Origin of the sequence: Pseudomonas peli (genome assembly GCF_900099645.1) — a bacterium.
In the GTDB taxonomy this organism is placed as follows: domain Bacteria; phylum Pseudomonadota; class Gammaproteobacteria; order Pseudomonadales; family Pseudomonadaceae; genus Aquipseudomonas; species Aquipseudomonas peli.
In genome coordinates, this window is the sequence record NZ_FMTL01000002.1 from 408,588 (window position 1) to 423,183 (window position 14,596).

The window sequence follows — 14,596 nt, forward strand, 5'->3', positions numbered from 1 at the left end:
TAGCGTTTGATGAGTAACCATCACCAGGACAAGGCGAGCTTTCTTGAACGCCTGATTTTCAACAACCGGCCTGCGGTGATTCTGATCTGCTTGCTGGTAAGCATTTTCCTGTTCTACCAAGCCTCGCAAATCCGGCCATCGACCAGCTTTGAAAAAATGATTCCGCTGAGCCATCCGTTCATTCAGAACATGATGGAGCACCGTAATGACCTGGCCAACCTTGGCAACACGGTGCGTATTTCGGTAGAAGCCAAAGATGGCGATATCTTCACCAAGGAATACATGGAGACGCTGCGTCAGATCAACGACGAAGCTTTTTATATTCCTGGTGTCGACCGTTCTGGCCTGAAGTCCTTGTGGACTCCTAGCGTGCGCTGGACCGAAGTGACCGAAGAAGGCTTTGCCGGCGGTGAGGTAATTCCGCAAACCTACGACGGCAGTGCCGAGAGCATGGAGGAGTTGCGCAGCAATGTCCTCAAATCCGGCCAGGTCGGTCGTCTGGTGGCGAACAATTTTAAGTCCAGCATCGTCGATGTACCGCTGCTTGAGTCCTATCCTGATCCAAACGACCAGGGCAAGTTGATCAAACTGGACTATCAGCAGTTCTCCCACCAGCTTGAGGAGAAAATCCGCGAAAAGTACCAGGCGCAGAACCCTAATGTGCAGATTCACATCATCGGTTTTGCCAAGAAGGTCGGCGACCTGATCGATGGTCTGGTGATGGTGGTCGGCTTCTTCGCCATCGCCTTGCTGATCACCTTCGTCCTGCTGTACTGGTTCAGCTGGTGTATCCGCAGCACCGTCGGCGTGCTGGTAACCACACTGGTTGCAGTGGGCTGGCAACTGGGTCTGATGAACCTGGTTGGATTTGGTCTCGACCCATACTCCATGCTGGTGCCGTTCCTGATCTTCGCCATCGGTATTTCCCATGGCGTGCAGAAGATCAATGGTATCGCGCTGCAATCCAGTGGCGCCGATAACCCATTGATGGCGGCGCGGCGCACCTTCCGCCAGCTGTTTCTGCCGGGCATGATCGCGATTCTGGCTGACGCCGTGGGCTTTATCACCCTGCTGATCATCGACATTGGTGTGATCCATGAGTTGGCGATCGGGGCTTCCATCGGTGTAGCGGTTATCGTCTTCACCAACCTTATTCTGCTGCCGGTTGCAATTTCCTACTTGGGTATCAGCAAGAAGGCGATTGAGCGCAGCAAGAAGGATGAGGTGGCCGAGAAGCCGATGTGGCGTCTGTTGTCCAACGTCGCCCATCCGAATGTTGCGCCGTTTATGGTTGTGCTGGCGCTGGTGGGTGGTGTCAGCAGCTTCTTCTATCAGAAGGCTTACCTGCAGGTCGGCGACCTGGATCAGGGGGCGCCTGAGCTGCGTCCTGATTCGCGCTACAACCAGGACAACGACTTCATCATCAAGAACTATTCGACCAGTTCCGATGTATTGGTGGTGATGGTCAAGACGGCTCCTGAAGGCTGTTCGGCTTTCAAGACGTTGTCGGCCATGGATGAGCTGATGTGGAAGATGGAGAACACCAAAGGTGTGCAGTCTGCGGTTTCCATGGTCACGGTGTCGCGCCAGATGATCAAGGGGATGAACGAAGGCAACCTGAAGTGGGAAACTCTGTCGCGTAACCAGGACGTGTTGAATAACTCGATTGCCCGGGCGGATGGCCTGTACAACGCTGATTGTTCGGTTGCCCCGGTGCTGGTGTTCCTTGAGGATCACAAGGCCGAGACACTTAAACGTGCGGTCAGCTCGGTACAGGAGTTTGCCAAGGTGAATAACCAGGAGGATCTGGATTTCCGCCTGGCTGCTGGTAACGCGGGTATCGAGGCGGCGACCAACGAAGTGATTGCCAGTTCCGAGTTGACCATCCTGGTGCTGGTTTATATCTGGGTGGCGGTGATGTGCATGATCACCTTCCGTTCTGTGCCTGCGACTATCTGCATCGTGTTGCCGCTGATCCTGACCTCGATTCTGGGTAACGCACTGATGGCGTTCCTGGGTATCGGCATGAAGGTCGCAACGTTGCCAGTGATCGCGCTCGGCGTGGGCATTGGTGTGGATTACGGCATCTACATCTACAGCCGCTTGGAAAGCTTCCTGCGTGCGGGCTTGCCGCTGCAAGAGGCCTACTACCAGACGCTCAAGTCCACCGGTAAAGCTGTGCTGTTTACTGGCCTGTGCTTGGCCATCGGCGTTGCCACCTGGATCTTCTCGGCGATCAAGTTCCAGGCTGACATGGGCCTGATGTTGACCTTTATGTTTGTCGTCAACATGTTTGGTGCCTTGCTGCTGTTGCCGGCTCTGGCGCGCTTCCTGATCAAACCAGAAAAACTGGTTGGCAAAACAGGTGGTTCGTTGCTTTCGCACTAAGGGCAGCTTGATGGCGTAAGCGTCTTGCGCTTATGCCAGGCCCAAAAACAGAAACCCTCGGTGAAGCGATTCCCGAGGGTTTTCTGTTTCTGGCGTTTGGGTAACGACTGCCGTGGCAGGCTCCGCTGCGTAGGCTTTATCCATCCTGAGAGGCGCCGCTAGGCCTGCTTTGGCTGTTAGAAAAACTGCTTGCCGGCAAGTTGTGCACAGAGCCTAAGTATTGCTAAACAGATGGGCTGGCCTGGCTTGTGTTATGCCCTGCTAGGCAATGCTGCCCATCACTGGCTGTGTCCGCGCGGGTTTAACGCGGATACAGCGGGGGCAGAGCGCTGGTATCCGTGTTGGTATTGCTCTCAAGGTCTTCTACGGCAGGCAGGCTACGAATGGCCAGCCACAGATTGCGACCTTGCCAGTGCTGACCGCTTTCGCTGTAGAGCGCGCCATTCAGGCCGTCGAGGGCTTCAGACAATGGGATAAAACGCGCGGCCATATCGGCGAGGGTTTCCGGCTGCTGCCGGGCCCAGGCGTCCAGCGCATGGCGCGTGGCCTGCGAGTCGTTAGCCAGGCAGCTGCGCTTGAGATCATCGAGCAGGTTGCGTTGGCTTGGCCCCGTCTGCTGGCTAGGCAATACAGGAGGCTGACGGCGCGCGCGCCACCACAGGGTAAAGCCGAGCAGGGTGGTCAGGCCCAGAAGTGCAGTGCTGAGTTGCCAGGCCCAGAGGTGGGCATTGTCCACCTCGCGCACGGTTGGGCTTGCTACTTCAATCGGCAGGGTTTCCATGTTTGGATTTGCGGCCACCTGCAGCTTACGCGTGGGCAGGCTGCTGCGTTCGAGTTGGTCGGTCGTGGTGTTCCACCACAGCACATCGATTGCCGGCAGGGTGATCTCGCCTTCACGGTTGGCTACCAGAGCTTCACGTTCTTCACGGCTGGCTACCAGACCGTTGTCGTTGGCCTGGTTGGCTAATTGGGGTTGGTCGGGGTAGCGGCGCAGGCCGGCTACTTGGGTGGCGGGCAAGGGCGGTAATTGTGCGCTGGCCAAACCTTCAACCTTGAGCAGTAGGCTGCGCGTCAGCGAATCACCGACGCGGGCCGCCTCCGGTTGTGGACTCCAGACTTCACTCAGGCTGAGTGCGCGCGCCGGCAGCCAGGGCGCGTCGGCCGGATAGCTGGCTGGCTTGGCTTTCACCGTCAGCGGAATTTCCGGCGAACGGACCCGCACCACTTTGCCGGGGCGTGGACCGAACGGGTTGTATGCATTGCTGGCGGAGCGATCAACCGCAGTGGCGGTAAAGGCTTGCGAGGGGATCAGCAGGTCGCCACTTTCCTGGGGAAAAATCGCGTAGCGCAGTTCAATTACCCCATGGCGTATGCCGTTGATGTCTTTCTCGTAGGTGCGCGGTTCACCAAGCGCTTCAACGCGCGCCTGGGGCATCTCCAGTTGGGTCAGGCTGCTGTCGTCGTACAGTGAAACGGAGTGGTAGATGCGCAGTGTCAGCACGGTTTGCGCCTGCACGTAGACACTTTCCTGGTCCAGGCTGGCATCGATAAACACCGGTGCCAGGCGACTGTCATCGGCGCTCGCGGCTTGCTGAACATGCAGGGTAATCGGCTCGCTTTGCAGCTGGCCGAGTGTGAGCGGAGGTATCACCACATAACCGCTGTGTTTGGGTTGCAGGGTGACGATCCAGCGCGTGCTGGCCTGGGCACCGTTGCTGCCGCTGGTCAGGCGGTTGACCTGGCGGGTGCCGAGCACCTCAAACAGCTCATTGAGCGGCTGCAGGTCGGGCTTGCCGAACAGCGTGGCGTCATCTGATTCCAGGGTCAGCTCAACGCTCTCGCCGGCATCCAGGCGCGTACGGTCGACGCTGGCGGTCAGGCTTTGCGCGCTGACGTTCAGGGCCAGCAGGCCAAGCAGAAGGGTACAGAGCAGTCGGCTCATTGCAGTTGTTCCTGGCGCTGTTGTTGTTCCAGCCTGAATTTACGCCGCAGTAGCTCGCCCGGATCGTCCGGAATCTGCCGCAGCCATTGTTCCAATGCCTGACGCCGTTCGCCGTCGAGGGCCGGCTCGGCGCTGGCGATCTGTTCTTCGCCGCTGTCGCTGTCGTCTTCTTCTGGTTGTTTCGGCGGTATATCCACGTCTTCGTCGGCGCCGGGTTGTACGGGTTTTTCGCCCTCATCATCAGACTCTGACGGCTTGGCCGGCGATTGCTCGGCCTGCTGCTGGGCATCTGGATCGGACTGGCCGACCTGTGGTTGGCTGTTGGGCTTGTTCTCTTGCTCGGTGGGCTCTTGCGGATTGTCGGCCTGACTCTGCTGTTGCTGCTGGTTTTGGCGCAGCAGCTCTTCGACCAGGGCTTTGTTCTTTTGCGCCTGGGCCAAGTCGGGTTGTAGTTCCAGCGCCTGGGTGTAGGCGTCTAGGGCGGCTTCCAGTTCGTTGCTACGCGCCAGGGCGTTGCCACGGTTGTAGTGGTCGCTGGCGCTTTCGCCATTGGCGAAGCGTTCGGCGGCCGCGGCGTAATCGCCGGCCTGGTAGAGCGCCTGGCCTTGCCAGCGCGGATCGTGGAAACGCTGCGCGGCTTCTGCCGGTTGTTGCGCCTCAAGCAGGCGCTGGCCTTGTTGATCGGCACGTAGCCAGAGGTCATCGAAGCTGAAGGCGTAGCTGTTCTGCGGCAGGCTCAGCAGCAACAGCGGCAGGCACAGCAGCCAGCCGCGGCGTGCAGCGCAGGCAGCGAGTAACAGCAGGGGCAGAAGCAGCCAGTGGCTCTGGTCTGCCCAGGCTTGCAGCTGGGTCAGCTCACCATCGCGGCGCAGCTGTTGGGGGGCATCGAGTAGGCCGAGGTTGCGCAGGTCGCGCTCATCCAGCGTTACGCCCTGATACTGCCCGCCCAGCTCGTTGGCAAAGCGCTTGAGGCCGTTGCTGTCCAGGCGTGGCAGCAGGATGGTGCCCTGAGCGTCCTTGAGGAATGAGCCGTCCTCCTGAATGATCGGCGCGCCCTGGGTGCTGCCAATGCCGAGAATGCGTAGGCGCTCACCACGGCGGCCGAGCGCCTGGGTGATGGCCTGGCGTTGCGTCTCGTCGAGGCTGCTGGTTAGCAGCAGCAGGCGGCCATTGCCCTGGGCGCCCCGCTCGAGCAGTTGCAGCGCCTTGATCACCGCCAGGTCAGCGCGCTTGCCAGGCTCGGGCATGATTTCTGGGCTTAGTGCATCAAGCAGGTTGCGGCTGGTGGCCAGGTCGTCGGAGAGCGGCACCAGGGTATGTGCGCTACCGGCATACACGACAATGGCGGTTTGCGCATCCTGCCGTGCTTCCAGCAGATCGAGCAGCTTGCGCTTAGCCTGGGCCAGGCGATTGGGTGAGGCGTCGCTGGCGAGCATCTCAGGGGTCAGTTCGAGCAGTACCACCAGCGGGTCGGCCGGCTTGGGGTTCTGTTGCTCGATGCGTTGCCAGCTGGGGCCTAGCAGCGCCAATAGTGCAAGGAGCCAGGCTAGGCCGAGGGCCAGCCAGGGCAGGCGACTGTTGCGCCCACCGGTGGCGGTTAGCAGCGCGGACTGGAACGCGGCCGGCAGCAACGCTTGCCAGCGACCGCTGCGTTTCTCCCGGTGCCAAAGCTGCCAGAGCAAAAAGCCCAATAGCGGTATCAGCAGCAGCCAGAAGGGGCGTTGCCAGTGGGGCCAGAGGCTGGTCAGTTCGCTCATGACGGTTTCCCCCGTAGCCGTGTCAGCTGAGTACGCCAGCGTTGTTGCAGGCTTGGCCAGAGTGTTTGGCTGACCAGCAGCAGGCTGAACAGCAGGGCCAGGCCCAGCGGCCAGGGATAGAGTGGCAAGGTCGGCCGCGCCAGAGTCGGTTTCTGCGCCACAGGCTCCAATCTATCGAGGGTCGCTTCGATCGCCTGCAGTTCTTCACTGTCACGGGCGCGGAAGTATTCGCCGCCGGTGGCTTCGGCAATTGCCCGCAGGCTCGGCTCGTCCAGATCGATACCGGGATTAAAGCCGAGCATGCCGAGTACGCCGCCTTGTTCGGGGTCGGCACCGATGCCTATCGGGTAAATGGTGATGCCTTCTTCGGCGGCCAGGCGTGCGGCAGTCAAGGGATCGATTTCGCCACCATTGTTGGCACCGTCAGTCACCAGTACCAGTACGCGGCTCTGCGCCGGACGCTCGCGCAGGCGCTTGACCGCCAGGCCAATGGCGTCGCCGATGGCGGTCTGTGGTCCGGCGATGTTCTTCTGCGCCTCATCCAGCCAGGTATGCACGGTCTGCCGGTCGAAGGTCAGCGGCGACTGCAGGTAGGCGCGGCTGCCGAATAGGATCAAGCCAACCCGATCACCCTGACGGCCATCGATAAACTCACCGAGCAGGTGTTTGACCAGGGTCAGACGACTGACTTCCTGGTCTTCCCACACCATGTCGGAATAATCCATGGAGCCGGATACATCCACCGCCAGCAGCAGGTCGCGGCCGCTGGCCGGCAACGGCAGCGGCTCACCCAGCCATTGCGGGCGCGCGCAGGCGAGCAGCAGTAACAGCCAGATCAGTGCAAACGGTGCTTGTTGTCGCAGGGCAGGTAGCCGTACGCGGGCGCGGCGGCCGCTCAAACCTTCCAGTTCGGCCAGGAAGCTGATTTTCAACGCTGCTTCGCCGCTGTCCGCAGGCGGTAGCCAGGCGCGGAGCAACCAGGGCAGCGGGGCGACCAGAAAGACCCAGGGCCAGGCAAACTCAAACATGTTTGCGAATCCAGATCGCTACGGCCTGGTTGAGCCCGGCGATGGCCTTGTCATCCAGGTTGCAGTGCGGGCGATAGGCGCCTTCCACCAGAATCATCCAGCGAGTCAGGCCGGCGGCTGGGCAGCGGCTGTCGAGAAAGGCCAGCCAGGCGCGGCTACTGAGGATATGGCTGTTGCTTTGCGGGTAACGCTCGCGGCACAGGCGTTTGAGGATGGCGTTGAGTTGCTGAAGCCAGGGGCCGGCATCGACGCCGTCATAAGGTTTGCTCAGGCGTTCGAGTTCGTTCAGCGCGGCCTGGCGCAATGGGTCGAGCGGCGCTTCGTTCGACTGCTCGGCCGCTTTGCGTGGCAGGTGTTTAAGCAGCCTGAAGGCGCCCCACAGCAGCACAGGCAACAGCAGGGCGAGCAGCCACCAGCCCGGAGCCGGCGGCCACCAGCTGATCGGCGCAGGGGCGATCAGTGGTTCGAGTTGGTCCAGCGGGTTCACAGGGCTTTCCTCGGCCGCTGGGCATTCAGGTGCTCGCGCAGCTGCTCGATAATCTCGCTCTGGGTGTTCAGGGCCAGCAGCGGCACGCCGAGCTTCTGCGCCAGGCGCTGCCAGCGTGCCTGGCGGGCATCGGCCAGGCTGCGGTATGCCTGGCGCAGTTCGGCATCCTGGGTATCCAGCTCCAACTGTGCGCCATATTCGGTAAAGCGCAGCAGGCCAGCATTGGGCAGAGCGTGGTCGAGCGGGTCGGAAAGGGGCAGCAACAGCAGGTCGGTATGCCGCGCCAATAGCAGCAGCTGCTGTTCGCTGCTGTCGTTCAGCGTGCGCTCATCACAGAGAATCACCACCAGACTGCCGGGGCGCAGCACTTCGCGGGCGCGGCGCAAGGCCAGGCCGAAGCTGTCGCGCCCACCCTGGCTGTCGTTGCTCAGGGCCTGATTGGCTTTGGCCAGGCGGCTGAGCAGTTGCAGCAGGCTCTGCTTGCTGCGCCGTGGTTTGATTTCGTGGTGTTCGTTGTCGCCAAACACCAGCCCGCCGATGCGGTCGTTGTGGCCCAGCGCAGCCCAGCCGATCAGGCTGGCGGCCTGGGCGGCGAGTACCGATTTGAACATCAGTCCGGAGCCGAAGAACAGACGCTTGCTCTGCTCGACCATGATGTAAATCGGCCGCTCGCGCTCTTCGTGGAATAGCTTGGTGTGCGGCTCCTGGGTGCGCGCGGTCACTCGCCAGTCGATGGTGCGTACGTCGTCGCCGGGCTGGTACACGCGCACCTGGTCGAAGTCCACGCCGCGCCCGCGCAGTTTGGAGTGGTGCAGACCAATCAGTGGGCTGCGCCGTGCCGGTGTGGAGAACAGCTGCACCTCACGCACACGGTGGCGCATCTCGATCAGTTCACCGAGGCTGACGCGAATGCCGGGCTGCGCGGGTTGGTCGTGCATGGTGGTTAGGCGACCGCCACAACGTCGAGAATGCGCTGCACCACGCGGTCCTGGTCGATGCCGGCGGCTTCTGCCTCAAACGACAAAATGATGCGGTGCCGCAGCACGTCGAACAGCACCGCCTGGATATCTTCCGGGCTGACGAAGTCCCGCCCGGCCAGCCAGGCGTGGGCCCGTGCACAGCGGTCCAGGGCAATCGAGCCGCGCGGGCTGGCGCCGTAGGCAATCCACTCGGCCAGCTCAGGGTCGAACTTGGCCGGTGTGCGCGAGGCCATCACCAGTTGCACCAAATACTCTTCCACTGCGTCGGCCATATACAGGCCGAGAATTTCCTGGCGCGCGGCAAAGATTGCCTGCTGGCTGACTAGCTGCTCAGGCTTGGTTTCACCGTTGAGCGCTTCACCACGGGCCTGGGCGAGGATCTTGCGTTCCACGCTGGCATCGGGGAAACCGATCTTCACGTGCATCAGAAAGCGGTCGAGCTGGGCTTCGGGCAGCGGGTAGGTGCCTTCCTGCTCGATCGGGTTCTGCGTAGCCATCACCAGAAACAGCGGCGACAGGTGATAGGTGCTGCGGCCAACGCTGACCTGGCGCTCGGCCATGGCTTCGAGTAACGCCGATTGCACCTTGGCCGGGGCACGATTGATTTCATCGGCCAGCACCAGATTGTGGAAGATCGGCCCCTGCTGGAACACGAAGCTGCCGGTTTCCGGACGATAGATCTCGGTGCCGGTGATATCCGCCGGGAGCAAGTCAGGGGTGAACTGTATGCGGTGGAACTCGGCCTCGATACCTTCGGCCAGCTCCTTGATCGCCTTGGTCTTGGCCAGACCGGGAGCGCCTTCGACCAGCATGTGGCCATCGGCGAGCAAGGCAATCAGCAGCCTTTCGATGAGTTTTTCCTGGCCGAGGATCTGACTTGAAAGAAAATGTCGCAGCGCGACAAGCGCTTCACGGTGTTCCATCGTTAAGCTCATCCGGCAAATGTGACCAGCGAGTCTTGAATCTCGCCAGAGTTAAGTGGCAGCCACTTTAATGCAATCGCGGCCTCCTAGACTAACGTTGAACAACAAGGTTGTGGCGAAGGTCATTACTCGTGACTGCCTTGATCGAGTCCCCTGACGAATAACAAGCCAAACGGAGCAAACCCATGGCGTTCTTTACGGCGGCCAGCAAAGCCGATTTTCAGCACCACCTGCAAACGGCGCTGGCGCAGCACGTCAGTGAACAGGCTCTGCCACAAGTAGCCCTGTTCGCCGAGCAATTCTTCGGCATCATCGCCCTCGAGGAGCTGACCCAGCGTCGCCTCTCTGATCTGGTCGGTTGCACCTTGTCGTCCTGGCGGTTGCTGGAGCGTTTTGAACCGGCCAAGCCCGAAGTGCGGGTATTCAACCCCGATTATGAAAAACACGGCTGGCAGTCCACCCATACCGCCGTAGAAATTCTGCACAGCGATATTCCGTTTCTGGTCGACTCGGTGCGCATGGAGCTGAACCGCCGCGGTTACAGCATCCACACCCTGCAGAACAGCGTGTTCAGCGTACGCCGCAACAAGAGCGGCGAGCTGCAGGAAATCCTGCCCAAAGGTGCTCAGGGCAAGGATGTGCAGCAGGAAGCCCTGATGTTCCTGGAGATTGACCGCAGCTCCAACGTCGGTGAATTGAAGACCCTGGAAAAAGACCTGCAAGAAGTCTTTGGCGATGTGCGCCTGAGTGTCGCCGACTTCCAGCCGATGAAAGCCAAGGCCAAAGAACTGCTGGCCTGGCTGGATAAGGCCAAACTCAAGGTTGAAGGCGCCGAGCTGGAAGAGATCAAGGTATTCATGAGCTGGTTGCTCGACGACCACTTCACCTTCCTCGGCTATGAAGAGTTCACTGTTGCCGACAGCACTGGCGGCGGCAGCATGGTCTATGACGAAAAGTCCCTGCTGGGCTTGTCCAAGCGCCTGCGCAGCGGCCTCAAGGCCGATGAGTTGCATATCGAACCTGAAGCCGTGGCCTACCTGCGCGAGCCGCAGCTGCTGTCCTTCGCCAAGGCTGCCGTACCAAGCCGCGTGCACCGCCCTGCGTACCCGGATTTGGTGTCGATCCGCGAACTGGACGCCAAGGGCAAGGTGATCAAGGAATGCCGCTTTATGGGCTTGTACACCTCCGCGGTGTATGCCGAGAGCGTGTGGAGCATTCCGTTTATCCGCCGCAAGGTGGCGGTGATTAAGCAGCGTTCCGGTTTCGATAGCAGCGCGCACCTGGGCAAAGAGCTGGCTCAAGTCCTAGAAGTGCTGCCGCGTGACGACCTGTTCCAGACCCCGGTGGATGAGCTGTTCAACACCACCATGGCGATCGTGCAGATTCAGGAACGCAACAAGATTCGCGTATTCCTGCGTCGCGACCCGTACGGTCGTTTCTGCTATTGCCTGGCTTATGTGCCACGCGATGTGTACTCCACCGAAACCCGCATGAAGATCCAACAGGTGCTGATGGAGCGCCTGCAGGCCACCGATTGCGAGTTCTGGACCTTCTTCTCCGAGTCGGTACTGGCGCGGGTGCAGTTCATCCTCAAGGTTGACCCGAAGAACCGCGTGCAGATCGACCCGCTGCGCCTGGAAAAAGAAGTCATCCAGGCCTGCCGTTCGTGGAAGGACGATTACACCAGCCTGATTGTCGAAAGCCTTGGCGAAGCTCAGGGCACTGAAGTGCTAAGCGAGTTCCCCGGCGGTTTCCCGGCCGGTTACCGCGAACGTTTCGCCCCGCACTCGGCGGTGGTGGATATGCAGCACCTGCTTAGCCTGAATAATGAACGTCAGCTGGTGATGAGCTTCTACCAGCCGCTGACCCAGGGCGAGCAGCAGCTGCACTGCAAGCTGTACCACGCCGACACGCCGCTGCCGTTGTCGGACGTGCTGCCGATTCTGGAAAACCTCGGCCTGCGCGTACTGGGCGAGTTCCCTTACAAACTGCGCCGCGCTGATGGCCGCGAGTTCTGGATTCACGACTTCGCCTTCACCTATGCCGAAGGCCTGGATGTCGACATCCAGCAGCTCAACGACACCCTGCAGGGCGCTTTCGTCAATATCGTTGGCGGTGCGGCGGAGAACGACGGCTTCAACCGTCTGGTGCTGATGGCCGCCATGCCGTGGCGTGATGTGGCGTTGCTGCGTGCTTACGCCCGCTACCTCAAGCAGATTCGTCTGGGCTTCGACCTCAGCTACATCGCCAGCACCCTGGTCAACCACGCTGATATCGCCAAGGAGCTGGTGCGCCTGTTCAAGACGCGTTTCTACCTGGCGCGCAAGCTCACCGCCGATGATCTGGAAGACAAGCAGCAGAAGCTTGAACAGGCGATTCTCGCCGCGCTGGACAACGTTGCGGTGCTCAACGAAGACCGCATCCTGCGCCGCTACCTGGACCTGATCAAAGCTACCCTGCGCACCAACTTCTACCAGACCGATGCAGCCGGGCAGAACAAGTCCTACTTCAGCTTCAAACTCAACCCACGGGCGATTCCGGATATTCCACGTCCGACGCCGAAGTTCGAAATCTTCGTCTACTCGCCGCGTGTTGAAGGTGTGCACCTGCGCTTTGGCGACGTCGCCCGTGGCGGCCTGCGTTGGTCGGACCGTGAGGAAGACTTCCGTACCGAGGTGCTGGGTCTGGTCAAGGCGCAGCAGGTGAAGAACGCAGTCATCGTGCCGATGGGCGCCAAGGGCGGCTTTATCCCACGGCGTCTGCCGCTGGGTGGCTCGCGTGATGATGTGTTGGCCGAGGGCATTGCCTGCTACCGCATCTTTATCAGCGGCCTGCTGGATATCACCGACAACCTGAAAGACGGCGCCGTGGTGCCACCGCAGAACGTGGTGCGTCACGATGGCGACGATCCGTACCTGGTGGTGGCGGCCGACAAAGGCACCGCGACCTTCTCTGATATCGCTAACGGCATTGCTGCCGAATACGGTTTCTGGTTGGACGACGCCTTCGCCTCGGGCGGCTCGGCCGGTTACGACCACAAAGGCATGGGCATCACCGCCAAGGGCGGTTGGGTCTCGGTGCAGCGCCATTTCCGCGAGCGCGGCATCGACGTGCAGAAAGACAACGTCACCGTAATCGGCATCGGTGATATGGCTGGCGACGTATTCGGCAACGGCCTGCTGCTGTCGGAAAGCCTGCAGCTGGTCGCGGCCTTCAACCACATGCACATCTTTATCGACCCCAACCCGGATGCGGCCAAGAGCTTTGTTGAGCGTCAGCGCCTGTTTGATCTGCCACGCTCTAGCTGGGCCGATTACGACGCCAAACTGATTTCGGCGGGTGGCGGGATCTTCCTGCGCAGCGCCAAGAGCATCGCCATCAGCCCGCAGATGAAAGAGCGCTTCGACATCAGTGCTGACAAGCTGGCGCCCAACGAACTGCTGAATGCCTTGCTCAAAGCACCGGTGGATCTGCTGTGGAACGGCGGCATCGGCACCTACGTGAAATCCAGTAAGGAAAGCCACGCCGATGTCGGCGACAAGGCCAACGACCTGCTGCGCGTGGATGGCCGCGAACTGCGTGCCAAAGTGGTGGGTGAGGGCGGTAACCTCGGCATGACCCAGCTGGGTCGTGTCGAGTACGGCCTCAATGGCGGCAAGAGCAACACCGACTTTATCGACAACGCCGGTGGTGTGGACTGTTCCGACCATGAAGTGAACATCAAGATTCTGCTCGGCGAAATCGTCGGCGCGGGTGACATGACCGGCAAGCAGCGCAACAAGCTGTTGGTGGAAATGACCGATGCAGTTGGTGGACTGGTGTTGGGCAACAACTACAAGCAGACCCAGGCGTTGTCGCTGGCTGAGCGCCGTGCGCGTGAGCGGGTGAGTGAGTACAAGCGCCTGATGACGGCTCTGGAAGCGGCCGGCAAGCTGGATCGCGCGCTGGAGTTTCTGCCTACCGACGACGAGCTCAACGAACGTGCCGCCAATGGTCTGGGTCTGACTCGTCCTGAACTGTCGGTGCTGATCTCCTACAGCAAGATCGATCTCAAGGAATCGCTGCTGAAATCCCTGGTGCCGGACGATGAGTACCTGGCACGCGAGATGGAAACCGCCTTCCCGCCGCTGTTGGCGAAGAAGTTCGGTGAGCCGATGCGTCGCCATCGCCTTAAGCGCGAAATCGTCAGCACGCAGATTGCCAACGACTTGGTTAACCACATGGGCATCACCTTCGTGCAGCGCCTGAGGGAGTCCACTGGCATGAGCGCGGCGAATGTCGCCGGCGCCTATGTGATCGTGCGTGACCTGTTCCGCTTGCCGCATTGGTGGAAACAGATCGAGGCCCTGGACTATCAGGTTCCTGCCGAACTGCAACTGCAGTTGATGGATGAGCTGATGCGTCTTGGCCGCCGTGCCACGCGCTGGTTCCTGCGCAGCCGCCGCAACGAGCTGGATGCGGCCCGTGACGTTGCGCATTTCGCACCGCGCATCGAAGCACTGGTGGGTCGACTCGACGAACTGCTCGAAGGCCCGGCCCGTGAACAGTGGCTGGCACGCTTCCAGGGGTATGTTGAAGCCGGTGTGCCGGAAGAACTGGCGCGGGTAGTGGCTGGCACCAGCCATCTGTACACCCTGTTGCCGATCATCGAAGCATCGGATGTGACCGGGCAGGAGCCGGCTCGGGTTGCGGCGGCGTACTTCGCCATTGGCGGGTCGCTGGAGCTGTCCTGGTACCTGCAGCAGATCACTAGCCTGCCGGTGGAAAACAACTGGCAAGCGCTGGCCCGCGAGGCCTTCCGCGATGACCTGGACTGGCAGCAGCGCGCTATCACGGTGTCTGTACTGCAAATGGCCGAAGGTCCTGCAGATATCGAGGAACGGGTCGGTGTGTGGCTGGATCAGCACCGCCGTCTGGTGGATCGCTGGAAGGTTATGCTCGGCGAACTGCGTGCGGCCACCAACACCGATTACGCCATGTATGCCGTGGCTAACCGCGAGTTGATGGACCTGGCGCAAAGCGCCTGATAAAGGCAGCGCAGGCTTGGCCTGCGCTGACTGCAGTAATAAAAAAGCCCCGCGATTGCGGGGC

Annotated in this window: 8 protein-coding genes; 2 read left to right on the forward strand and 6 right to left on the reverse strand. The window is 60.8% G+C overall.

The annotated features are described in order from the left end of the window. Window positions 1–9 precede the first annotated feature (9 nt). The gene (locus tag BLO50_RS10680; protein ID WP_090252334.1) at window positions 10–2,388 is read left to right on the forward strand and encodes an efflux RND transporter permease subunit; all 2,379 of its coding nucleotides are present in this window, start codon (window positions 10–12) and stop codon (window positions 2,386–2,388) included. 301 nt (window positions 2,389–2,689) lie between these two features. Here BLO50_RS10680 and BLO50_RS10685 read toward each other — a convergent pair whose 3' ends face one another. From BLO50_RS10685 to BLO50_RS10710, 6 genes are read right to left on the reverse strand one after another with little or no spacing between them, the layout of a single operon-like run. Then, window positions 2,690–4,330 (reverse strand): BatD family protein, encoded by a 1,641-nt coding sequence (locus tag BLO50_RS10685; RefSeq protein ID WP_090252337.1) that lies wholly within the window; start codon window positions 4,328–4,330, stop codon window positions 2,690–2,692. Further along, window positions 4,327–6,087 carry a VWA domain-containing protein gene (locus BLO50_RS10690; protein WP_374725326.1) on the reverse strand — a complete coding sequence of 587 codons (1,761 nt, stop codon included), beginning with the start codon at window positions 6,085–6,087 and terminating at the stop codon, window positions 4,327–4,329. The genes BLO50_RS10685 and BLO50_RS10690 overlap by 4 nt, the downstream gene beginning before the upstream one ends. Further along, a complete protein-coding gene (locus BLO50_RS10695) occupies window positions 6,084–7,115 on the reverse strand; it encodes a vWA domain-containing protein (RefSeq protein WP_090252339.1) in 1,032 nt (343 codons plus the stop codon). Before BLO50_RS10695 ends, BLO50_RS10690 begins: the two co-directional genes overlap by 4 nt. Next, on the reverse strand, window positions 7,108–7,602 hold the full coding sequence (locus BLO50_RS10700) for a DUF4381 domain-containing protein (protein ID WP_090252342.1): 495 nt from the start codon (window positions 7,600–7,602) through the stop codon (window positions 7,108–7,110). The genes BLO50_RS10695 and BLO50_RS10700 overlap by 8 nt, the downstream gene beginning before the upstream one ends. After that, window positions 7,599–8,540: a DUF58 domain-containing protein gene (locus tag BLO50_RS10705; protein WP_090252344.1), complete on the reverse strand. Its 942-nt coding sequence runs from the start codon at window positions 8,538–8,540 to the stop codon at window positions 7,599–7,601. The genes BLO50_RS10700 and BLO50_RS10705 overlap by 4 nt, the downstream gene beginning before the upstream one ends. 5 nt (window positions 8,541–8,545) lie before the next feature. Then, window positions 8,546–9,505 carry an AAA family ATPase gene (locus tag BLO50_RS10710; protein ID WP_090252347.1) on the reverse strand — a complete coding sequence of 320 codons (960 nt, stop codon included), beginning with the start codon at window positions 9,503–9,505 and terminating at the stop codon, window positions 8,546–8,548. A 185-nt stretch (window positions 9,506–9,690) separates the two neighbouring features. Between BLO50_RS10710 and BLO50_RS10715 the strand changes: the two genes are divergently transcribed. After that, window positions 9,691–14,532 (forward strand): NAD-glutamate dehydrogenase, encoded by a 4,842-nt coding sequence (locus BLO50_RS10715; protein WP_090252350.1) that lies wholly within the window; start codon window positions 9,691–9,693, stop codon window positions 14,530–14,532. The last annotated feature ends 64 nt before the right edge of the window (window positions 14,533–14,596 follow it).

Excerpts from the sequence above, each read along its gene's own strand:
- BLO50_RS10695 (WP_090252339.1), bottom strand. The coding sequence starts at position 7,115 with ATGTTTGAGTTTGCCTGGCCCTGGGTCTTTCTGGTCGCCCCGCTGCCC.
- BLO50_RS10680 (WP_090252334.1), top strand. The coding sequence starts at position 10 with ATGAGTAACCATCACCAGGACAAGGCGAGCTTTCTTGAACGCCTGATT.
- BLO50_RS10705 (WP_090252344.1), bottom strand. The coding sequence starts at position 8,540 with ATGCACGACCAACCCGCGCAGCCCGGCATTCGCGTCAGCCTCGGTGAA.
- BLO50_RS10685 (WP_090252337.1), bottom strand. The coding sequence starts at position 4,330 with ATGAGCCGACTGCTCTGTACCCTTCTGCTTGGCCTGCTGGCCCTGAAC.
- BLO50_RS10690 (WP_374725326.1), bottom strand. The coding sequence starts at position 6,087 with ATGAGCGAACTGACCAGCCTCTGGCCCCACTGGCAACGCCCCTTCTGG.
- BLO50_RS10715 (WP_090252350.1), top strand. The coding sequence starts at position 9,691 with ATGGCGTTCTTTACGGCGGCCAGCAAAGCCGATTTTCAGCACCACCTG.
- BLO50_RS10710 (WP_090252347.1), bottom strand. The coding sequence starts at position 9,505 with ATGGAACACCGTGAAGCGCTTGTCGCGCTGCGACATTTTCTTTCAAGT.